This is a genomic window from Nocardia sp. NPDC004278 (genome assembly GCF_053602975.1).
In genome coordinates, this window is the sequence record NZ_JBSGEQ010000004.1 from 168132 (window position 1) to 190450 (window position 22319).

General features: G+C 66.1%; 21 protein-coding genes. 9 read left to right on the top strand and 12 right to left on the bottom strand.

Translation table 11 applies throughout. The annotated features are described in order from the left end of the window. The first annotated feature begins 30 nt into the window (after positions 1–30). Positions 31–603 carry a TetR/AcrR family transcriptional regulator gene (locus ACWEO2_RS08030; RefSeq protein WP_452404653.1) on the top strand — a complete coding sequence of 191 codons (573 nt, stop codon included), beginning with the start codon at positions 31–33 and terminating at the stop codon, positions 601–603. Between the two features lie 530 nt (positions 604–1133). Here ACWEO2_RS08030 and ACWEO2_RS08035 read toward each other — a convergent pair. Next, the gene (locus ACWEO2_RS08035) at positions 1134–1925 is read right to left on the bottom strand and encodes a DeoR/GlpR family DNA-binding transcription regulator (protein WP_452404654.1); all 792 of its coding nucleotides are present in this window, start codon (positions 1923–1925) and stop codon (positions 1134–1136) included. A gap of 120 nt (positions 1926–2045) precedes the next feature. Next, complete coding sequence (locus tag ACWEO2_RS08040; protein ID WP_452404655.1) at positions 2046–2618, bottom strand: TetR/AcrR family transcriptional regulator; 573 nt, start codon at positions 2616–2618, stop codon at positions 2046–2048. Positions 2619–2707: 89 nt separating this feature from the next. On the opposite strand from ACWEO2_RS08040, the gene ACWEO2_RS08045 reads away from it, so the two are divergent. After that, positions 2708–3856 (top strand): FAD-dependent monooxygenase, encoded by a 1149-nt coding sequence (locus ACWEO2_RS08045; RefSeq protein WP_452404656.1) that lies wholly within the window; start codon positions 2708–2710, stop codon positions 3854–3856. A gap of 124 nt (positions 3857–3980) precedes the next feature. Here the strand turns inward: ACWEO2_RS08045 and ACWEO2_RS08050 are convergent, their stop codons facing one another. The 4 genes from ACWEO2_RS08050 to ACWEO2_RS08065 form a co-directional block, all read right to left on the bottom strand. Continuing rightward, entirely contained in the window at positions 3981–4634 is a 654-nt protein-coding gene (locus tag ACWEO2_RS08050; protein ID WP_452404657.1) for a TetR/AcrR family transcriptional regulator, read from the bottom strand. Between the two features lie 230 nt (positions 4635–4864). Continuing rightward, entirely contained in the window at positions 4865–5770 is a 906-nt protein-coding gene (locus ACWEO2_RS08055; protein WP_452404658.1) for a carbohydrate ABC transporter permease, read from the bottom strand. Between the two features lie 100 nt (positions 5771–5870). Then, complete coding sequence (locus ACWEO2_RS08060) at positions 5871–6755, bottom strand: carbohydrate ABC transporter permease (protein WP_354957780.1); 885 nt, start codon at positions 6753–6755, stop codon at positions 5871–5873. 60 nt (positions 6756–6815) lie between these two features. Then, complete coding sequence (locus tag ACWEO2_RS08065; RefSeq protein WP_452404659.1) at positions 6816–8066, bottom strand: extracellular solute-binding protein; 1251 nt, start codon at positions 8064–8066, stop codon at positions 6816–6818. 158 nt (positions 8067–8224) lie between these two features. Here ACWEO2_RS08065 and ACWEO2_RS08070 point away from each other — a divergent pair, with 158 nt between their 5' ends. The 6 genes from ACWEO2_RS08070 (at position 8225) to ACWEO2_RS08095 (ending at position 14724) form a co-directional block, all read left to right on the top strand. Beyond that, the gene (locus ACWEO2_RS08070) at positions 8225–9139 is read left to right on the top strand and encodes an SIS domain-containing protein (RefSeq protein ID WP_452404660.1); all 915 of its coding nucleotides are present in this window, start codon (positions 8225–8227) and stop codon (positions 9137–9139) included. Positions 9140–9171: 32 nt separating this feature from the next. Next, positions 9172–10224 (top strand): ROK family protein, encoded by a 1053-nt coding sequence (locus ACWEO2_RS08075; RefSeq protein WP_452404661.1) that lies wholly within the window; start codon positions 9172–9174, stop codon positions 10222–10224. Continuing rightward, a complete protein-coding gene (locus ACWEO2_RS08080; RefSeq protein ID WP_452404662.1) occupies positions 10221–11408 on the top strand; it encodes an N-acetylglucosamine-6-phosphate deacetylase in 1188 nt (395 codons plus the stop codon). Before ACWEO2_RS08075 ends, ACWEO2_RS08080 begins: the two co-directional genes overlap by 4 nt. Beyond that, positions 11405–12355, top strand: coding sequence for a hexose kinase (locus ACWEO2_RS08085; RefSeq protein WP_452404663.1), 951 nt, complete (start codon positions 11405–11407; stop codon positions 12353–12355). Before ACWEO2_RS08080 ends, ACWEO2_RS08085 begins: the two co-directional genes overlap by 4 nt. Further along, positions 12352–13179, top strand: coding sequence for a class II fructose-bisphosphate aldolase (locus ACWEO2_RS08090; protein ID WP_452404664.1), 828 nt, complete (start codon positions 12352–12354; stop codon positions 13177–13179). Before ACWEO2_RS08085 ends, ACWEO2_RS08090 begins: the two co-directional genes overlap by 4 nt. 129 nt (positions 13180–13308) lie before the next feature. After that, positions 13309–14724 (top strand): glycosyltransferase 87 family protein, encoded by a 1416-nt coding sequence (locus ACWEO2_RS08095; RefSeq protein ID WP_452404665.1) that lies wholly within the window; start codon positions 13309–13311, stop codon positions 14722–14724. 101 nt (positions 14725–14825) lie between these two features. On the opposite strand, the gene ACWEO2_RS08100 is transcribed toward ACWEO2_RS08095, so the two are convergent. From ACWEO2_RS08100 to ACWEO2_RS08120, 5 genes are all read right to left on the bottom strand, one after another. Then, a complete protein-coding gene (locus tag ACWEO2_RS08100) occupies positions 14826–15455 on the bottom strand; it encodes a hypothetical protein (RefSeq protein WP_452404666.1) in 630 nt (209 codons plus the stop codon). A gap of 220 nt (positions 15456–15675) precedes the next feature. Then, the gene (locus ACWEO2_RS08105) at positions 15676–16026 is read right to left on the bottom strand and encodes a DUF3349 domain-containing protein (protein ID WP_452404667.1); all 351 of its coding nucleotides are present in this window, start codon (positions 16024–16026) and stop codon (positions 15676–15678) included. 38 nt (positions 16027–16064) lie between these two features. Beyond that, entirely contained in the window at positions 16065–16337 is a 273-nt protein-coding gene (locus ACWEO2_RS08110) for a hypothetical protein (RefSeq protein ID WP_452404668.1), read from the bottom strand. A gap of 11 nt (positions 16338–16348) precedes the next feature. Next, complete coding sequence (locus tag ACWEO2_RS08115) at positions 16349–17656, bottom strand: anion permease (protein ID WP_452404669.1); 1308 nt, start codon at positions 17654–17656, stop codon at positions 16349–16351. A gap of 164 nt (positions 17657–17820) precedes the next feature. Then, positions 17821–19332: an ATP-dependent DNA ligase gene (locus ACWEO2_RS08120; protein ID WP_452404670.1), complete on the bottom strand. Its 1512-nt coding sequence runs from the start codon at positions 19330–19332 to the stop codon at positions 17821–17823. Positions 19333–19425: 93 nt separating this feature from the next. Here ACWEO2_RS08120 and ramB point away from each other — a divergent pair, with 93 nt between their 5' ends. Further along, the gene (ramB, locus tag ACWEO2_RS08125; protein WP_355179333.1) at positions 19426–20832 is read left to right on the top strand and encodes an acetate metabolism transcriptional regulator RamB; all 1407 of its coding nucleotides are present in this window, start codon (positions 19426–19428) and stop codon (positions 20830–20832) included. A 230-nt stretch (positions 20833–21062) separates the two neighbouring features. On the opposite strand, the gene ACWEO2_RS08130 is transcribed toward ramB, so the two are convergent. Beyond that, positions 21063–22295, bottom strand: a complete 1233-nt coding sequence (locus ACWEO2_RS08130; protein WP_452404671.1) for an MFS transporter — start codon at positions 22293–22295, stop codon at positions 21063–21065. Positions 22296–22319 lie beyond the last annotated feature (24 nt).

A 22319-nucleotide genomic window follows, 5' to 3' on the forward strand; every position in this document is an offset into this window, starting at 1 on the left:
GACAACAGTCCCATCACCTATGATGGCCGCATGGCGCGATGGGAACCTGGTGCACGCGAACGGTTAGTGCTGGCTGCCGTGGACCTGTTCACCGAGCAGGGATACGACGCCACGACGGTGGCGCAGATCGCCGAACGCGCCGGAGTCACCAAGAGCACCTTCTTTCGATACTTCCCCGATAAGCGCGAACTCCTGGCTGCTGGCCAGCAGACGCTGAGCCGACTGCTGGCCGAGGGGATCACGGAAGCGCCCGAGCGCGCTACTCCGCTCGAAGCGGTCGCGGCCGGCCTCGAGCGCGCCTCGAACACAATGGGGTCGATGAACCGCGAACTCGGGCCGCGCCTGAAGGCCGCGATCGACGCCAATACCGAACTCCAAGAGCGCGATGCGCTCAAGAGCGTGGGCATGGCGGCAGCAATGACCGAGGCTCTGCGCGCCCGCGGCGTACCGGACCCGACCGCGCACCTCGCGGCCGAACTGGGCGTCCTCGCATTCAAACAGGGCTACGCCCAGTGGCTGCAAGCCCAGCACGACGCCGCACTGGCGCCGTACACGCTGGCAGCCCTCGACGACCTACGGACCGCGACCCAGTCCCTCACCTGAGCAGATTCTCCGACATTCAGCCGTCGCACCATGGTCGGCCCGCGGAACTGATCCGAAACATGTTCTCTCAGTAGCTCACCTGTTGTCGATGGTCCCACGACTGGCAACGTGGTCGTCCCACAACGGTCGCGGGTGAGATGCGCGAGACGCTGAACGCGTACACACACGCGGCTTAGTCGCGGTTGATGCGGCGGCCGTCGAATTCGCGTGGTCGCACTGCGTCTGACGGCAGCTTTGGTCATATCCGGCGATCAATAGCGGTCGTCGGGTGGCGGCGGATCATTGGCCGGAGCGGGGTCCGCTAGATACTCCAGCTCCTTCAGTCCGAGGATGATCAACCAGCCGACGTCGCCGGGCTGGTACCGGGGTCCCGGCGTCTGACAACTCGAGCACCTGGTCGAGCGAGGGCGGCGATGTCGCCCCGGCGCAGACGGCTCGGTGGACGTCAGGGGCGACGACATCGCTGCCGGGGTCGATCGCACCGACAACCTTTGCCCGAGCCGGAGGACGTCGCCCACGGGCCAGCACACTCACACGATGTCGACCCGAACCCCCGCCGCCCGAATCAGTGCCACCGCATCCGGATTCGCGTCGGTATCGGTAACCAGCACATCGACCTGATCGATGCCGCAGATGCGGGCCAGTGCCGAACGTTCGAGCTTGTCGGCGGTCGCGACGACCATTACCTGCCCCGAGCGCCGCACCATCTCGGTCGTTACCCCGGCTTCGTCGATATGGCGGCACTGCGCACCGCCCTCCGCGGATATCGCGTTCACCCCGAGGATCAGTGTGTCCAAACGCAATTCGGCCAATGCGCGTTCGGCCAGCGGGCCGTGCAGCTCATAGGATTCGCGCCGGGCCACACCGCCGAGCACGATGGTGCGCATATGCGGACGCAGGACCATTTCCCCGGCGATATTGAGTGCGTTGGTGACGATGGTCAGCTGATCTCCGCTGGCATTCGCCAGATCGGTCCGTCCGGCCAGTGCGCGCGCCACTGCCGTGGTCGTGGTGCCGCCGTTCATTCCGACCACCGCGCTCGGTTCGATAAGTCCCGCAGCGTGTTCGGCGATCCGCTGCTTGGCTTCACCGCCGCCCTGCCGGTAGCGGGCGGGCAGTTCGTAGGCGATCGACGTCGCGACGACGCCGCCGTGGGTTCTGGTCGCCAACTGCTGTTCGGCGAGCGCGGTGAAATCGCGGCGCACCGTCGCCGGTGATACGCCGAGGCGCTCGGCGGCCTCCTCTACCGAGAGCCGCCCGGAATCGGCGAGCAGTTCCAGCAGCCGGTTCCACCGCTGCGGCCGATCCGTCGGTCCGGTCATCTCACACCTTCCCGGCCACGCGGGCGACCTGCCGTTTTTCCATGCACGCAAATAATCTGACCACAGGCACGCGCCGACCGTAGAGATTCCGACGCCGTATTGCCAAGCCGGACACCCGCATCACCGGGCCCGCAATCCGTCGAGCACGATCTCGACGACCCGATGCACGGCCGCCGCATACGATTCCCCCGCTCGGGTATAGATCTGCAGGGTCATCAGCGCCGCGATCTCGCCCGGCTCGATATCGGCGCGCATCACGCCGTCCGCCTGCGCCTGCCTGGTCATCTGCGAAATCAGCTCGACAATCCGCCCCCGCACCTCGTGCAATCGCGGATCCGCCTGAATCTCGGCATGCAAATTGGGTTCTATCGCCGAGGCCAGCCCCCCGACCCGCCGCTGCGCACAGTCGTGCAGAAACCGGGAAAGCGCGGGCCATGCCGCACTCTCCTCGGCCAACGCGGTGGCCGCCGACTGCGCCAGATCCGCGAGGTAGGACTGCGCGGTCTCGGCGATCAGCGCATCCCGGTCGGGAAAGTGCCGGTACAGCGTGCCGACACCGACACCGGCCCGGTCGGCGATCTCCTTCATGGACACATCGACGCCCTGTTCTCGGAACGTCACCAGCGTCGCGGCGATGATCTGGTCCCGATTGTTCCTGGCATCGGCCCTCTTCAGCGCGGCCGTGGCCCTCACCTCCCAACTAAGTGGACGAAATTCTTCCGCTTACTGTACGCTCCTCATTAACCGGACGAAATTCGTCCACTTAACCGAAAGGTGATGTCATGAACAAGACGGTGCTGATCTCCGGCGCGGGTATCGGCGGATCGACGCTGGCGTACTGGCTGGCCGCGCGCGGCTTCCAGGTGACCGTGGTCGAGCGGGCCACGGGCCAGCGCTCGAGCGGGAATCCGGTCGATGTGAAGGGGCCCGCCATCGATGTGGTCGAGCGGATGGGCATCATGGCACGCCTGCGGGCCGCGAGTTCGGCTGTGTCCCAGATGAATTTCGTCAATGCCAGCGGCCGTCGGGTCGCGCGCGTCGATCTGAAGGCATTCCAAGGATCGGCGGGCGACCGCGAAGTCGAGGTCCCCCGGGCCGATCTCGCCGCGATCCTGCTCGACGCCAGCAGCGACAATGCCGAATTCCTGTGGGGCGACACGATCACCGGACTGAGCCAGCACGCCGACGGCGTTGATGTCACCTTCGAACACGCCCGACCCCGCCGCTTCGACTTCGTCATCGGCGCGGACGGTCTGCATTCCACGGTGCGGCGCCTGACCTTCGGCGACGAGTCCGAATTCGTGAGGCATATGGGCATATACATCGCGACGGTGCGGATCGATGAGCCATTCGGCAGTGACCGAGAGGTGCTCATCTACAACACACCGGGACGGGCATTGTCGGTGCATCCGACGAACGGGCAGGCGATGGCGGCATTCATGTTCCGGCACAAGGGCGTATCGGGATTCGACCACCGCGATAGCGAACTGCACAAGCGGCTCGTCATCGAGGCATTCACCGATCAGGGCTGGCGCGTCCCCGAATTGCTCGACCGGGTGCGCGATACCGATGACCTCTTCTTCGACTCCGTCAGCAAGGGCGAGCTGTCGCGGTGGTCGGATGGACGCGTTGCACTGCTCGGGGATGCCGCGTCCTGCGTATCCCTGTTCGGCGACGGCTCCACCCTCGCGATCGCCGGTGCGTACACCTTGGCCGAGGAACTGGGGGCCACACCAGGGGAGCACGAGTCCGCGTTCCGGCGCTACGAGACCCGGCACCGGGTGTTGGTCGATCCCAAACTCAACGGTGTCACCACCGCGGCATCGATGCTCATTCCGGCGACGAAAGCCGGTATCGCACTGCGCAATACCGCGACTCGGGTCATCCCGGCCGTCACGGCGATTCGCAATAGGATGCGACAGATCGCGTGAACGGACCCGGCGCCGATGAATTGCGCGAGCATGAGGAATTGCAGATGGTGCCACCGTTGACCGGCGTGCCGTCGATCCGGTCCGACACGACAGGCAATGGGAATCGGAACGACCGGGCGCCGAATCAGGTCAGGCCGAGACCGGAATTCACGAAATGCGCAATCTCCTCGCATATTTCATCCAGCGATACCTCGGCATCGGGCAGGGTGGTCCGCGCCGACTCCTGGGCCAGCGAATTCACCGCCCCGATCACCGCGAGTGCGAACAGATCGAAGCGCCGGGACTTGATCTCGCCCCGCTCGACAGCGCGTTCTGCCTCGCTGATCAGCAATGATGACAGCAGACGGCGCTGCTGTCCGCGCCAGTCCTCAACCGCCGGACTGACACCGACAACCTCGACATAACACACTCGCGCCGACCGTCGATCCGCACAGGTCACCTCGAGATAGGTACGGAAACTATCGCCGATCCGGGCGGAAAGCGGTTGTCCCGCCGTCCGCGCCATACTTTCCAGCGACCGTTCGACCGCATGCGAGGTAATGCGATTGACCAGTGCGATCAATAGCGCCTCGCGACTGCCCATATCTTCGTAGAAACTGCGCGTCGAGACATTCGCGACGGTACACAACCGCTCGATCGAGGTGGCCGCATATCCTTGGGTACCGAACAATTCCAGCGCGGCATCGATAAGTCGCGCCTGCCGCTGGGCCACCCGTTGCTCCTTGGATAGCCCGCCGTAGCTGCGGCCCTCCCTTGGTTCGTTATCCTGCCGTGCCACGGATTCGATGCTACCGGGCGGAAGCGCCTACTCCGGGCCGCGGACATCCGGATGAACGCTACGTCCGCGTCCCGATGGCCTGCCCGACCAGGGTCTGTGCCATGGGCGGCAACAGGCAGAGCAGTTGCCACGCATCGACATTCAGCTGCACCAGCCCTACCCCGACTCGGACAGCTGGCTCGCAACACGAAAAGGCGGGTGGCACACGGCCACCCGCCGTTTCCGGGCGACTACTTGACGCTGCCCGCGGTCAGCCCCGCGACCAGGCGCTTCTCGATGAATGCGAACAGGATGACCACCGGAACGATGCCCACGGTCGAGATGGAGAAGACGTACTGCCAGGCCGTGTCGTACTGCCCGACGAATTTGGTCAGCGCCACCGACAGCGGCTGATTCTCCGGCGTGGTCAGCACCACCAGGCTCGCCGCGAACTCGTTCCAGCAGGCCACCACGACGAAGATCGTCGCGGTGACAATGCCCGGCCACACCAGCGGCAGGCTCACCCGGACCAGGATCTGCCAGCGACTCAGCCCGTCGAGCTGGGCGGCCTCCTCGATCTCCACCGGTACGGCGGCGAAGAAGCTGTGCAGGATCCACACCGCGAACGAGAGGTTGAATGCCGCGTTCACCAGGATCATCGCCAGCCAGGTGTCATTGATGCCGAGGGTGAAGAACTCCCGGATCAGGCCGGTTACCAGCACCGTCGGCTGCAACATCTGGGTCACCAGCACCAGCGCGAGGAATACCGCCCGGCCCGGAAACTTGTGCCGCGCCGTGTAATACGCGGCCGGAATCGCGACGACCAGCACCAGCGCGGTGGCACATACCGAGATGATGATGGTGCTCGCCAGATTGAACGGCAGCGGCGTCTCCGGGGTGTTCCACATGGTGGCGTAGTTGTCCGGATGCCATGTCTCGGGCAGATAGGTCGGTGGGATGCGCAGGATTTCCGCGCGGCTCTTGAGCGAGCCGAGCACCATCACCACGAACGGGGTCAGGAAGATGACGGCCAGCACCACCCCGACCGCGGTGAGTTCCCAGCGCCGCCGCCGCGTCCGCCCGCTCGGCGCCTCGACAGCCGTGGTGTCCGGCGGGATTTCCACACCGTCGATGTGTATATCCGCCTGCGTGGTCATCGGCTCACCTCGCCTCGGTAGGTACACGTCAAGCCTGGGTAGGCGTACATCGACCGGGGAAGCGGAGCGCCCCCGGTCGAATTCCAGCGTCGGATGCTCATCAATCCACCTGCTGCGTCGGCTTGATGATCTTCACGTAGATCGCGATGATGACCACGATCAGCCCGAAGTTGAGCACGCTCATGGCGGCGGCGGTATCGAGCTGTTGATTCTGCCGAATCAGCTTGAAGGTCAACGTCGTTGTCGTATCCGCACCGAAGCCCGCGATGCTGCCGGTGATCACCTGGAGAATGGGCAGCGAGTTGAACACATTGATGATGTTGATAATGGTCGCCACCGCGATCGCCGGACGCAGCTGCGGCAGGGTGAGATACCGGTAGCGCTGCCAGGCGCTGGCGCCGTCGACCCGGCCCGCCTCATCGATTTCGGCCGGGATCGATTGCAGCCCAGCCAGAATCGTGTAGGTAGTGAACGGAATCGAGACGAAGACCGCGACACCGATCGCCACCAGGAATGCGGGCGTCGGCTGTTTGGTGAAGCCGTAGCCGCGATCCAGCAGCCCGATATCGACCAGGAACCGGTTGGCGATGCCGACATCCGGATCGAGCATGTAATAGAAGATGGTCGTGGTCATGACCACCGAGGCCGCCCACGGCACCAGGATCGCCATGCGCACCGCGGTGCGTCCCGGGAAATCCTTGTTCAAGAACTGCGCGAGGCCGGCCGAGAGCACCAGGGTGATCAGCACCACGCTGACCACCCATACCACGGTGTGCGCCAGCACCGATCCCAATTCGCTGATATCGAACAGGTTTCGGTAATTGGCCAGCCCGGCCGGACCGCGGTCCTGCCCGTAGGCGCTCAGGTCCCGGGTGCTGGTCCAGACCATATAGCCGACCGGGAACGCGACAATGGCCGCGATCAGCACCAGGGCGGGCCCGATCCACGGGGCCGCCCGCAGCGTCGAATTCTTCGCTATTCGCACCCGAACCGCTCCACTCGATTCGCGGCCCACCCGGGCCCCTGCGTGGTCAAGCGCCCCACGCTACTTCGTTGCTTCCTGAATACGCTGCAACACCTGGCTCGGGTCCACACCCTGGGCGATGGTGCCCATCTGCTGATGCATGGCGCCCTGCGCTGCGGCCCACTTCGGGTTGTTGCTCGGATAGAACTTGGCCACCGGCAGGGTCGCCGCGAAGGCCTTGGTCACCGGGTCGTCGGCGAGCACCGTGGTGGCACTGGTGGTAATCGGGATGAAGTGCTCGTTCTTGACGAAGTTTGAGTACACGTTCGCGGAGTAGAAGAAGTCGAGGAACTTCTTGATCGTCTCGGCCTTCTTGCCGTCCTTCTTGAAGGCCATCAGGTGATCGGCCACACCCAGGGTGACGGGTGTGCCGTCCTTGGTCGGTGACGGCGCGGTGGCGTACTTCAGATCCGGATTCTTGTCGGCGATCTGGGCGATGGTCGGCGGCAGACCCTCGATCATGCCGATCTTGCCCTGGATGAAGGAATTGATGACGTCCTTGCGGTTGGTCGCACCCGGGTTCGGCTGGGTGACCCCGGCATCGATGATCGCGCGCATGGCTTTGACACCCTCGAGGTTCTGCGGGGTGTCCACGGTGATCTTGTCGCCCTCGGACCAGTTGCCGCCCGCCCCGAAGGTCCACAGCGAGGTCTCGGCCTGCGATTCCTCACTGCCCAGCGGCAGGCCGTAGCCGGAGATGTCACCGCCGAGCGCCTGGATCTTCTTGGCGGCATCGGTCAGTTCGGCCCAGGTCTTGGGTGGCGTGGTCACCCCGGCCTTGGCGAAGAGGGCGGTGTTGTAGAACAGGGTGCGGGTCGAGGCGAACAGCGGCATGGCGTACTGCGTGCCGTTCAGCGAGGCGTTCTTGGCGAAGCCGGGCTGCACGTCCGCGAGCACGTTCGGCGAGACCACCTCGGACGCGGGGTAGAGCATGCCATCACCGGCGAAGCTGGCATACGCGTCGATATTCAGCAGGTCCGGAGTGGTGGAGGTGGACTGCAGCTTGGTCTTGACCACCTCGTTGATCGAATCCCACGACTCCAACTGCAGGTTCACCTTGTAGTCGGGGTTCTGCTGCTGGAAGTCGCTGATAATGCGGTCCCAGAGCGCCCTGGTGCCGTTGGCGCCGTCGCTGTAGCTGGGGGCGAGGAAGTTGATCGTCTTCTCCGAGTCGGCCGAGTCTTTGGAGCCGAAGCCGCAGGAGGAGACGGCGAGCGCGAGGCCGGTAACCATCGCGATCCCCGCGAGTACGCCGTGGAGGGATCTTTTCACGAGCAGAACCTTTCAAATTTTCACTCCGGGCGTGACTGAACCGCCGATGATGGAGCGAACGAATCGACTGACCAACAATCTAGACCCCATAGTGATCACATGTGACTGATTCGCTCGTAAATTTGACATGAACGATCACATGGGGTGATTCTGTTGTCGTGCCGATCTCCGCTCACCCCACCCCCGTGACTCATCTGGCCGCCGAAGTCGCCACCCAGCCCGACGACTGGGTCCGCGCCGAGACCATTGCCGCCGAAAACCGCGCCGTACTGCCCCAACCGGGCGAGCGCGTCGCCGTCATCGGTTGCGGCACTTCGCTGTTCATGTCCCGCGCCATCGCGTCACTGCGCGAGGCCGCGGGCCAGGGCCTGACCGACGCCTGGCCCGCCAGCGAGGTCCGCGGCGGTCGCGATTACGACCGCTACCTCGTCATCTGCCGCTCCGGCACCACCACCGAGGTGGTCGATGCCATGCGGGCGATCCCGGACGACATTCCGCGCACCGTCATCTGCAGCAGTCCGGGCACCCCGGTGCTCGACCTCGGCGATGCGATCCTGATCGACGAGGTCGACGAACAGTCGGTGGTGCAGACCCGCTTCGCCACCACCACACTGGCCATCCTGCGCTGGCATCTGGGCGAGGACCTGCGTCCGGCCATCGAGCAGGCGCGGGCCGTACTGGCCGAAGACCCCGCGCAGGCCTTGGCCGCGGTGCGCCGGGCCGAGCAGATCAGCTTCGTCGGGATGGGCTTTGCGGCCGCGATCGCGGAGGAGGCGGGGCTCAAACTGCGCGAGTCCTGCCAGTCCTGGACCGAGTCCTACCTGCAGACCGAATACCGGCACGGACCGATCAGCATCTCCGCGCCGGGCCGGGCCGTCTGGGCCTTCGGGCCGCTGGTCCCGAATTTCGCGGCCGATGTGGCGGTCACCGGGGCCACCTTCGAACACCGCGATATCGACCCGATGGCCGATCTGGTCCGCGTCCATCAGCTCTGCGTGCTGCGCGCCGCCGACCAGGGACTGGATCCGGACCATCCGCGCAACCTCAACCGTTCCGTCGTACTGGATCAGTGATCGGCCGGTAAACAGGAACTACTGTGCCGAAGATGGGAACCGAACAGCCCCCGACCACCGTGCACCGCGACGATCTCGCGGACCGCACGGACGCGGTGCGCTCGGCGGTGCCGGACGCCGCAGCGGCACCGGGACCGGTTGCGGTACCGCCGCAACCGGTCCCGGTGTTGGGCGAGGATCTGCTGGTGCTCGGACTCGATGTCGGCGGCACCACCATGAAGGGCGAGATCACCGACGCCTCCGGTACGGCGCTGGCCGCCGGCGTCGTGGCCACACCGCAGGGTGCGGCCGCCTTCGAAACCATGGGCGCCCTCGGCGATCGGTTGCTGGCCGAGTTGACCGATGACCAGCGAGATCGCGTCGCGCGCGCGGCCGTACTACTGCCCGGCATCGTCGACCCGGTCCGCTCGATCGCGGTATTCAGCAGCAATGTCGGCTGGCGCGATGTGCACATCGGCGATCGGTTCACCCGCCGCTGGGGCATGCCGGTGCTGATCGAACACGATGTCGCGGCGGCCGGATGGGCCGAATGGCGCTATGGCGCCGGACGCGGGCACGACGATGTCTGCGTGGTCATTCTCGGCACCGGCATCAGCGGCACCCTGTCCATCGGCGGCCGTCTGGTGCGCAGCGGCTACGGGCAGACCGGCGAATACGGCCATATCCCGGTTCGGCATGCGGACGGGTTGCGCTGTCCCTGCGGCAATATCGGCTGCGTGGAAACCGTCGCGTCGGGCGCAGCCATCGCCCGCGCCTACGCGCAGCGCACCGGACATGAAACGGCGAGCGCGGCCGATGTTTTCGCACTGCTCGATACCGATTCCGATGCCAAAGCCGTAGTCGGCGAGGCGATCAGCGCGCTGGCCGATGGACTGCTCGGCCTCATCCACGCGGCCTGTCCGGAGTTGATCATCCTCGGCGGCGGACTGGCCGGAGCCGGAGCCGCCCTCACCGAACCACTGCAGCACACCATTGCCGAGCGCCTGCGCGTCGTACCGGCACCGCGGGTGGTGCTCGGCGAGTTCGGCGCTCGCGCGGGACTCATGGGTGCGGCCCTGTTCGCCAGGCAGGGAGCTCTCAGATGACCGGCGTCGATGCGAGCGCGGGTCGAGCGGAAGCATCCCCGCTCGAGATCCGCGGACGGATCGTATCGGCGACGTCGGAATTCGACGACGGCGTGGTGTCGGTGCGAGCCGGGCGGATCGATCGGGTGTCCGCGCTCGCGGACTGGATTGCCGCGCATCCGGATTCGAGCGTGCCGCCATTTTCGGGCACCGTACTGCCCGGACTTGTCGACATACACAACCACGGCGGATTCGGGCACCGGTTCGATACCGTCGACGCCGATGAGGCGCGCGCGGCCGCCGAATTCCATCACACGCACGGATCGACCACGGTGCTGGCCAGCGTGGTCACCGGCGCGGCGGCGGATATGGTCGCGCAGGTCGCGACGCTGCGCGAACTGGCCGTCGACGGCACCATCGCCGGAATCCATGCCGAGGGACCGTTTCTGGCGGCGGCACGGTGTGGCGCGCAGGATCCCCGATATCTGCGCGATCCCGATCTCGAGCTGACCGATCGACTCCTCGCAGCCGCCGACGGTGCGCTGCGGATGATGACGCTCGCCCCGGAGCTGCCCGGATTCGACAAGGTGGCCCAACGTCTTTCCGATAGCGGCGTGGTGGTGTCACTGGGCCACAGTGATACCGACTTCACCCGCTTCCAGCAGGCCATGCGCCCCAACGGCTTCGGCACTCTGGTCACTCACCTGGCCAACGGGATGCCGCCGCTGCACCACCGAGACCCCGGTCCGGTGGCCGCGGCGCTGGTTGCCGCGGCACGGCGGCAGACCGTCGTCGAATTGATCGGCGACGGTGTACATATCGACCCCGGTTTCGGCGCATTGGTTTTCGCGACCGCACCCGGACAGGTCGCACTGATCACCGACGCGATGCAGGCCGCGGGTATGCCCGATGGCGAATATCGGCTCGGCCCGCAGGTTGTCCGGGTCACCGATGGCGTGGCCAGGGTGGCCACCGGATCCATCGCGGGCGGCACCGCGCACCTCCTGAAATGCCTCATCTGGGCGGTCGACGCCTGCGGTGTCCCGCTGCGCGACGCTGTGCTCGCCGCCACATCGGTACCGGCCGCCGCGGCGGGATCGACCGATGTGGGCGACCTCCGTGCCGACCTGTTCGCCGACTTGGTGATAGTCGATGACAATCTCCAGTTGCGCCGGGTGCTCAGACGTGGACAGTGGTTGACGTGATCCTCACCGTGACAATGAATCCCGCCTATGACATGACCTACCGCGTGGAGCATTTCGAGCGCGGCCAGGCGCACCGGGTCCGCTCGGTCGAACAGCGCCTCGGCGGGAAGGGCATCAATGTGACGCGGGTGCTCAATCAGCTAGGAAAGTACGCTCGGGCAACGGGTTTCTCCGACCATGCCTTCGCGGCCGCCGCCGAACTGGAGATGCCGGTCGATTTCGTGCACGCACTGCCCTGGGTCCGGCGCACGGTGGTGATCAGCGAATCCGGCGACGGCACCGCGACCGCATTATGGGAGCCGGGCGCGCGGGTCTCGAATCCGCATGCCGCCGAACAGCTCTCGGTGCGAGTGGCCGGAATGCTGCCCGATATCAATGGCCTGGTCATCTCCGGATCACTGCCGGGCGGCATCGCGCCCGGCCTGCCCGCGGAAATCGCGCGCACCGCCATTTCCGCGGGCGTACCGACCATCTGTGATGTCGACGGCGAGGCACTGCGCCTGGCCACCCAGGTCCCCGGCATCATCCTGATGCCGAATACCGAAGAGCTGGAACGTCTCACCGGACGCGTCCCGGTGACCCCGGATGAGGTCGCCACGGCCGCACGGCCGCTCATCGAACGCGGCGTGCGCGCCATTATCGCCACCCGCGGCGCGGAGGGCATGGTGGTGGTCACCGCCGAGGGCGCGTGGTCGGCCGTACTACCCGAACCGCTCGCCGGAAATCCCACCGGTGCGGGCGATGCCGCGACCGCCGCGGTCATCGCGGCCCTCTCCGATGCGGATGGCCTGCCGGACTGGTCGGCCATCCTCGTCGATGCCGTGGCCACCTCCGCGGCCGCGGTCGTCATTCCAGTCGCCGGTGAGATCGACCGCTGCCTGCGCACCCGCATCGCACCCACGGTGGTCGTCGAACGACTAACCACCCCGCAGGAGAAAACCGCATGACAGCCAGACCCGTCCCGGACCTGATCACCGCCGCCCGCCCCGGCGGCCTCGGCGCCTTCAATGTGATCACGCTCGAGCACGCCGAGGCCATCGCGGCTGCCGCCGAAGCGGCGAAACGGCCGGTGCTGCTCCAACTTTCGGAAAATACCGTGCACTACCACGGCGCCCTGGCCCCGATCGCACTCGCGTGCCTGCGCATCGCCGCCGACAGCACCGCGGATATCGCCGTACATCTGGACCACGCCACCTCGTTCGAACTCATCCGCGCAGCTGTCGAACTCGGCATCCGCTCGGTCATGTACGACGGCTCCACCCTCGACTACGCCGAAAATGTCTCCGCCACAGCGGATATCACCCGCTGGTGCCATGACCGCGAGGTCTTCGTCGAGGCCGAACTCGGCGAGGTGGGCGGCAAGGACGGCGCACATGCCCCAGGGGTGCGCACCGATCCGGACGAGGCGGTCGAATTCGTCGCGACCACCGGCGTGGACGCCCTGGCCGTCGCGGTCGGCTCCTCGCACGCCATGCATACCCGCACCGCCGAATTGGATAATGACCTGATCGCCCGGCTGGCCGCGAAGGTGCCGGTCCCGCTGGTACTGCACGGCTCCTCCGGTGTCCCCGACGCGGGACTGCGCACCGCCGTCGAGCACGGCATGACCAAAATCAATATCGCCACCCGGCTGAATGTCCTTGCCACCGAGGCGATTCGGACCACCTTCGCCGACGGCCCCACGATCGTCGATCCCCGCAAGTACCTGAAACCGGCACGCGCAGCGATCCGGTCAGAGGTCGAGCATCTGCTGCACGTGCTCGCCGGATAGACCTCACCACTCGGGGGGAAGTACGGGCAGCCATCGGCGGTCAGTAATGATAGGCTGAATTGCTCTTAGTTTAGCTAAAGGTTTGCTGTCCGTTCGAGCTGTATCACCTGATGAAGGAATAACAACTCCATGGCTGTCATCCTGCAATCAGGAGAACAGCGCGCTGTTGGTGTGGGGACGCAGCAGAAGGCCCCGCACAAGTTATCGCTCAGTGCCGCAATCGTATTCGCATCCCTGTCCATCGGCGCCTGGCTGGTGTTTCTACGGCCGAACTGGCAGATGTACTGGCACCAAATAGATCTACAGGTCTATATGTGGGGCGGTACCGTCGCGGCGACGCATCCGACGTTGCTGTACGACGGCCGCGGCCCACTCGGCCTGCCCTTCCTCTACCCCGTATTCGCCGCGTGGATCTGTGCCGAACTCTCCCGCTTCCCGATCAACTACATCGGCACCGGCGTCACGATTCTGACGATGACGTCGCTGTTCGTGAGCGTGTGGAGCGCCGGGCGGCTGCAGCAGCTTCGGCGCGGACCAGGTTTGCTCGCGATAAGCATCGCGGGCACCGGGGCCGCGATCTGGTTGGAGCCGGTCCAGCAGACCCTTCGATTCGGCCAGCTCAGCGCGATCCTCATGGCATTGGTGCTGGCGGATCTGGCCCTCCCCAAGGAAAGCCGGTATCGGGGCATCCTTATCGGCATCGCGACGGGGTTGAAGCTGACACCCGCGGTCTTCATCGTCTACCTGTTCATCACCCGCCAGTACCGCGCCGCCGCAACGGCCGCCGCGACCTTCGCCACGACGGTCGCGATCGGCTTCTGGTACCGGCCGACCCAGGCGCTGCAGTTCTGGACGACGACTACGACCTCGCAGAACCGAATCGGCTTCGCCTACGTGCAGAATCAGTCGATCAATGGCATGTTCGGCCGTCTGGAATGGTCGACCTGGGACGACACCACATCCTCGTTCGTCTGCGCCGGTCTGCTCGCGCTCGCCGGAATCGCGGCGGCGCGCATTGCCCACCTGCGCGGTGACGAATTGCTCGGCGCACTGCTCGCGGCCACGGTAATGCTGCTGGTCTCGCCGATTTCCTGGACCCACTACTGGGTGTGGATCGTGCCCGCGCTGCTGTGGGTGATCCACGCGCTGCGCCATCGCTCGCTCGCCATCCGGATCGGCATTCCCGCGGTCATTTATCTGTTCGTCTTCGCGTGGCCGCTACAGGTCGATCGGGTCGGATCATGGGATCCGGAGCTGCCACTGCTGCCCCAGGGGCTGATCTGGCTGGTACCGCAGACCGAAGGCCGGGAATTCCGTTGGACGCCATGGCAATTCCTGCTCGGCGATTCCTACACCCTGCTCGCCACCATCGCGCTCGTCGCCGCGATCGTCTGGCTGCTCCCGCTGAAGCCGCGGTCACCGCAAGCCTCCGACGAGGTTATTGCGGACCGGCGGCGCGAGCGAGGGATCGACGCCGCCGGTCAGCGGAAAGACGGTCCGAGCAGTGAACCGCCGGGGTCGAACGAATTGGAAGCCGTGGGGTAAGGCTCTGTCCGCGGAGCCCGCTTCCGTTCGCCGACATAGTCATACTGCTCGGACAACCTCGAGATAATTGACGTTCCAGCTGTGAATCGCCTGGGAAATGGTCAGTTGGCGCTGCCGGTGGACGGACGGGCCTGACGCTGCTGCTCGCATTTCTCGTGGTCGGCATCGGGGCGGTCCGGTCCCCGCACGCTGCAACCCAGTCGGTCGTATCCCGCCGCGTCACGGCCCCAGCGGTCGTAACCCGACAGGTCGTAGCCGAAGCGGTCGTAGCCGAAGCGATCACGGCCCGCACGGTCGTAACCCCATTCGTCATAGCCGCTGCTGTCGTAGCCGAAACGGTCATAGCCCGAGCGGTCATAGCCCGAGTGGTCGAAACCGGAGCGGTCGAAGCCCGAGTGGTCGAAACCGAAGCGGTCGAAACCGAAGCGGTCGTAGCCATCGGGACCGTAGCCGTCCGGACCGTAGCCGTCGGACGGCGGGGTCGGCAGCGGAGCCGGGCTCGGCGTGGTGGGCTGCGTCGGTGCGGGTTGGGTCGGCGCCGGAGCCTGGGTGGGAATCGGAGCCTGAGTCGGAATCGGAGCCTGAGTCGGCGCCGCTGTCGGGGCGCCGCTGTCGGGGGTTGCGAACGCGGGCGCGATTGCCGCCGCGGGGGCGATTGCCAATGTCCCGGCGACAACGGTCTGCATCAACAGCCGCTGTACCGTGCGTGAACTCCTCGTCCACCGCACCATGATCGACCTCCTTCTCGAATCGGAGCGCGGCGTCGCGCTCCGATCGGACTATCGGTCGATCGTCCGGAATTGCTACCTGTCATGAGACCAATGCCACAGCGAATGTCGTTCCACCCGAATAAAACTCGACAATGACGGCCGCTCACGCCACGCTATTACGTTGCCGAACAAGTGGATTCGTGATCCGACCAGGCGTGGGCCGAGCACACCGCGACGGCTCTCATCCGCGATCTTGGTGATCATCTCCCGGCAGTGGCGTCGCCAGCGGCCAGCCGCCTGCCGCCAGATGTGAAGCGACCCTGGCGATATCGTGCGCGTCCGGCTGTTCCATCGCCATCCGTGCGATCGCCGCTTCGATATCGGCGTGGCTGATCTCGCTGTCCGGATTGGAGTCCACCAACTCCTCGGCGATCGCGACCACCTCGTAATCGGTCAGATGCCGGTGCAGCACCGCGAACAGGGCGACATAGTCCGACCGCGGAATCCCCTGCGGATATCCGGCCCGCAGCCAGCCGATGACCCGGCCGAGCAGATTCGGCCGAACCTGAGCGGATTTCGCTGGATCGGTCACCGCCACACCTCGCTGCACTCGGTCACAATGCACCCTTCCTACTGTCCGAACAGATGAATACCGAATTTAGCGGCCAGGAACGCCTTCGCGGTGTAAAGAATTCCGGTGACAATAGCGGCGATGATCAGCGTGAAGCAGGCGTAGGCACCGGCGAGCGCGGGGTAGTTGCGCTGCGCGGCACGGCCGTCCGCATCGGCGACCGACCAGAGCCGCACCCCGACGGCGAAGACGAGCGGCAGCCCCGCGCCGAGCAGCAGACCCGCGAGAGTCACCTTCCATAGCGCGTTCAAATTCGTGACGAGTGTGTGCACGGTGCGCCTCCTCAGACCTGAGCCGAACGGCTATCGGATGTGTTGGACTCCGTCGGGAACGCCCCGGCGGGCGGCGCCGATCCATCGGCGGTCACCTCGTGTCGTCCATCCCCAGCGACCGACGCGGCTGCGGCGGTGTCCTTCGCAAGCTCGGCAGCGGCGTCGGGCGTGTCGGCCCCGGCCGCACCGCCGGGCCACTCGTTGACATTGCCGGTATGCACCGGATCGCGCCGCGACCGCAGATACATCAGCACCGACAGCACGATCAGCAGTGCGAACACCACCAGCACCCCGGGCAGCCCGCCGATAGTATGCGCGATGGCCCAGCACACCGCACCGACGACGCCGGCGAGCGGCAGCGTCAGCAACCAGGCAACGGCCATCCGGCCCATCACACTCCAGCGCACCTCCGCACCCTTGCCCAGTCCGGTACCGAGGATCGATCCGGTGGCGGTCTGCGTGGTCGACAGCGGCAGCCCGAAGTGCGCAGAGGTGAGGATGATGGCGGCGGAGGAGGATTCGGCGGCCAGCCCCTGCGGCGAATCGATCTCGACCAGACCCTTGCCGAGGGTGCGGATGATCCGCCAGCCACCGAGGTAGGTGCCCGCCGCTATGGCGACGGCGCAGGCCGCCATCACCCATAGCGGCATCTCGTCGTTCTTGTTCAGCGTGCCGTGCGCGACCAGGGCGAGGAAGATGACGCCCATCGTCTTCTGCGCGTCATTGGTGCCGTGTGCCAGCGAGACCAGCGAGGCCGAACCGATCTGCCCCCAGCGGAAACCCTCGTTGACTTTATCGGGATCCGAACTCCTTGTGATCCGGTAGACGCCCCAGGTGCCGATCGCGGAGACCAGCGCGGCCACGATCGGTGCCAGCAGGGCGGGCAGCACGATCTTGGTCAGTACACCGTCCGCACCGTGCGCCCAGATCACCCCGCCCCAGCCGAGTGCGGCGATGGTGGCACCGATGAGGCCGCCGAACAGCGCGTGCGAGGAACTCGACGGCAGGCCGAACAGCCAGGTCAGCAGATTCCACAGAATGCCGCCGACCAGACCGGCGAACACGATGGTCAGCAGCGCCTCCCCCTGGACCGCGTCGAGCCGGACAATGCCCTTGGCCACCGTCGCGGCGACCGCCACGGATAGGAAAGCACCGATCAGATTGAGAACCGCGGACACGGCGACCGCGACTCGTGGTCGCAGTGCGCCGGTGGCGATGGAGGTAGCCATCGCATTGGCGGTGTCGTGGAAGCCGTTGGTGAAATCGAATGCGAGTGCCGTGACAATGACGATCAGGAGTACCAGGAGGTCCGCGGTCACCCCTCCAGTGTGCGGCACTCGCGATCAGGATTGCCACGCGGTAGCCGCCTATCGGGACCGATTCCGGGTCCGTTACCGTGCAGCCGGCCGCTACCCGCCGCAGTCCGAACAGCCGACCGGTGTCGGCGTACCAGCATGCACCTGGAACCGAACGCCATAACGCATTACGGCAGTAGAGCGCGAACCGTTTCGATGGTGTCGACATCGGCCGCGGTCTTATCCGGGCGATACCGAACAACGCGGGCGAAGCGCAGGGCTACGCCGCCCGGATAACGGGGGCTCACCTGGACGCCGTCGAGGGCGATCTCTACGACGAGTTCGGGCCAGAGGTAGACGGTGTATTCATCGCGGGCGCGCTCGTGGCGCGGGAATTCGGCGGTCTGCCATTGCAGGAGTGCATCGGTGAGGCCCTTGAAGGTCTTGCCGACCATCACCGGGTCACCGGTTTCCGGATCGCGCGCGCCGAGATGCAGATTCGACAGATATCCGGTGCGCCGTCCATAACCCCATTCGGCGCCGAGTACCAGCAGGTCGAGGGTGTGCGTCGGCTTGATCTTCTGCCAGGCCCGGCCGCGGCGGCCCGCGGCATAGGGCGCGGTCAGTGACTTGATCATCACACCCTCGTGCCCGGCGGCCAGCGCGCCGTCGAAGTATTCGGCGGCGGCCTCCGCATCGGGGCGGATCAGCGCCGGGATGCTGTGCGCGGCCGCCACCTTGGTCAGTGCCGTGCGGCGCTTGAACAGCGGGACATCGAGCAGATCCTCGCCGTCCAGATGCAGGCAGTCGAAGAAGTATGGGTGCAGCAGCAGTTCCCTGGTCGAGCTGACCTCGGCGAAGCGGCTCATCGTCTCCTGGAACGGACGCGGCCGCCCGGAGTCGGTGAGCGCCAACGTTTCTCCGTCCAGCACCACGCTCGTGCAATCGAGCTGGGCGACCAGATCGACCAGTTCCGGCACGCTCGCGGTGATATCGCGAAGCGTCCTGGTAAACACCCAGACCCGCGCATTCTGGCGATGAACCTGGATGCGCGCGCCGTCGAGTTTGTGCTCGACGCTCACCTCATCGCCGAATTCGGCCATCACTTCGTCCAGCGACGCACCGGGTGCGGCGAGCATCGGCTGGATCGGGCGGCCGACCTCGAGCCGGAACTCGCTCAGCGCGTCGACCCCACCGGTCAGCGCGGCGACGGCCGTGACGGGTAGCTGTCCGGAGAGCATGTACGCCCGCCGGACCAGCTCGATCGGCACCGCCGCGGCCACGGCGACCGCCTCGGCGACGATTGCGGTGAGCGCACCCTGGCGCAACTCACCGCCGAGCAGGCGCATCAGGAAGGCCTGCTGCTCGGCGGTGGCGGCGCTCCACAATGCCGTGAGCAGGTCCCTGCGCCGGTTCGCCGAGCCGGGACCGGATGTGGTGGCCAACTCGCTCAACATGCCGTCCACCGACGAAACCGTCAGCGTCGCAAGATCACTCGGCTCGCAGTTGAGGTTCGTGAGCGTGCGCCAACCGGTGCCGATGCGCCCCTGCCGCAATTCACCGGACACCCAGGAGACCACCGGCGCGAGCTCATCCGGGGCAGCCTCGGTCAGTAGCGCGGCCAAGGTGGCGATCTTCGTCTTACGGGACCGGGTCGCACGGACGGTCTCCGAGGCCTGCACGACATCCGAGAACAGCACCAGTCGACGGTAACCCGGCGGTGTGACATATCGCTCAGCACTGCTGCTAATTGCCCATTGGCATGGTTGCGAATGGCCTCATAAACTGAACGGGTGGCCAAGACTTACGTCGGGGCGCGGCTTCGCCAGCTGCGGACCGAACGAGGGCTGAGCCAGGTCTCACTCGCCCAGAAGCTGGAGATCTCGGCGAGCTACCTCAATCAGATCGAACACGATGTGCGCCCGCTCACCGTGCCGGTGCTGCTGCGGATCAGCGAAGTGTTCGGCGTCGACGCGACCTTCTTCTCCTCCCAGGACGACACCCGGCTCATCGCCGAACTCCAAGAGGTCGTCATGGACCAGGAGCTCGGCATCGAGGCCGATACCCAGGAGATCGCGGATATGGTCTCCGCGCATCCGAGCATGGCGCGGGCACTGGTCAATATGCACAACCGGTACCGCAATACCTCCGCACAGCTGGCCGCCGCCACCGAGGACCGTTTCGCCGACGGCTCCGGCAGCGCGACGATCAGCAAACCGCATGAGGAGGTGCGCGACTTCTTCTACCAGCGGCAGAACTACATCCACGAATTGGATGCCGCCGCAGAGGAACTCACCGCCCGCATCCGCTTCCACGGCGGCGATGTGAACAGCGAGATCGCGCGCCGGTTGCGTGCACACGATGTGAGCATTGTCGAGCGGATCGATCTCGGTGAGGGCGTTTTGCACCGCTACGACCCGCAGACCCAGCGACTCGAGATCGCGCCGCATCTGTCCGGCGGCCAGCGCACCTTCAAACTCGCCGCCGAACTCGCCTATTTCGAATGCGGGGACCTGCTCGAAAAGCTCGTGGAGGAGGGCAATTTCACCTCCGAGGACGCCCGCAAGCTGGCCATGCTCGGCCTCGCCAATTACTTCGCGGCGGCAACGGTCCTGCCCTACACGCACTTTCACGAGGTCGCCGAGGATTTCCGATACGATATCGAGCGACTCTCGGCCTTCTTCACCCAGAGCTACGAGACGATCTGCCATCGCCTCTCCACCCTGCAGCGCCCCAAGCTGCGCGGGGTCCCGTTCTCATTCGTGCGGGTGGATCGGGCGGGCAATATGTCGAAACGCCAGTCCGCCACGGGTTTTCACTTCTCCGCCAGCGGCGGCACCTGCCCGCTGTGGAATGTCTACGAGACCTTCGCCTATCCGGGCAAGATCATGACCCAGATCGCCCAGATGCCCGACGGGCGCAAATACCTATGGGTCGCCCGTACCGTCGAGCGCCGCGCGACCCGATATGGCCAGGCCAGCAAGACCTTCGCGATCGGCCTGGGTTGCGAACTGCGGCACGCGGGTCGGGTCGTCTACGCCGATGGCATCGATCTGGACGAGGCCAAGGCCACCCCGATCGGTGCGGGCTGCCGCGTCTGCGAACGCGCCAACTGCCCGCAGCGCGCCTTCCCACCACTCGGCAAGGTCCTCGACATCAGCGAACACCGCAGCTCGGTCTCCCCCTACGTCCTCAAGTGAGTCCGTTGCGCGCCGCACGGGGACACCGCTGACCGCGCCGCACACCCATGGGAATCGCGCAGAACTCACGCACTATGCGCCACCGGCACGAGCAATGCGACACCCGCAACGGACACCGGGAGCGGCACGGGCAATGCGACACCGGCCACTCAGGCGGAAGGTGGGGGTCCGCAATGCACCAGGCCGACATCGGCGGATTCCGATGTCGGCCTTGGTGGTTCGCTGGGTGGCTATGCGGGTAATGCCGACTGCTGGATTCGCACCCCGAACAGGGTCAGGCCCAGTGCCGCGACCAGGAGTATGGCCAGTGTCCATGCCAGGACCGAAAAGCCGTGTGGCGCCGCGGCAGCGGCGACCAGCGGTCCGGCGGTCGCGCCGACGTAGAAGCTGAACATGGCGACCGAGGAGGCGGCGGCGCGCGCTTGGCCACCCAACTCCCCTGCGGTCTGCAGGACCGCCGGTGCGATGACGCCGAGGCCGCCGACCAGCACCGCGAGCAGGATGGTCAGCACCGCGAGGTGGGTGCCCTCGAAGGTGGCGATCACCATGGCGGTCGCGGCGACCAGCACACCGAGCACCATTTGGCCCGGCTTGGTCAGGCGCGCGAGCGGGATGGCCAGCAGCGGCAGTGCGAACATCACCGGCAGCGCACCGGCCCGCAGCGCGAGCAGTTCGCCGGAACCCTTGACCAGACCGGTGATTTCGATGCCGGTGTATACCCCGACCATTACCGCCATGCTCAGCGCGCCAGCGGCCAGCATCGGCAGCAGCGCCTTGATGCGCAGCACCGCGGGGATCGCCGCATAGCTGTGCACCAGCGGCTTGTCCCGGCCGGTCGGCGCATCGTCGAGCATGACCGCGCGCAGGACGAAGGCGAGCGCCACGAAGACGACGGCCGAACCGATGAACATGGTGCGCCAGGGGAATGCGGCGACAACGGCCTGCGAGGCGATCTGCGCCAAGACCGTCGCGGCGAGGAAGGATGTGGCCACCGACATGGTGACCACCGCGCGATGCGCCGCAGCGATGCGGGTGGCGATATAGGCCATGATCGCCGGTGGAATCGAACCGACGACGAGGCCCTGGGCAACCCGCAGACCGACCGCGATCGGTGCGCTGAGCGATAGACCGGTCAACAGTGTGACCACCGCTGCGACGATCATGCCGGTGACCAGCACACGGCGGTGGCCGTAGCGGTCCGACAGCGGGCCGAACAGCACGAAGCCACCGGCATAGCCGAAGGCGAAGGCACTGATGATCCAGGTCATGACCCCAGCGCCCACGTTCCAGTCCGCTTTCATGGCCGCGAAAAGGGGAATCGGGATGTACATCTGGCCGGTGGCCAGCAGGGCGGACAGGACGAAGAAGGGAAGGGTACGCCCGGTGTGCGCACGCGGTGACGCGCTGCGAGTGCGTGCCTTGGCCGGGATACCGGCCGGAAGCTGAAGAGTCGGCGTTGCCATAGCGATGAAGGTAGGCCCGCGCCG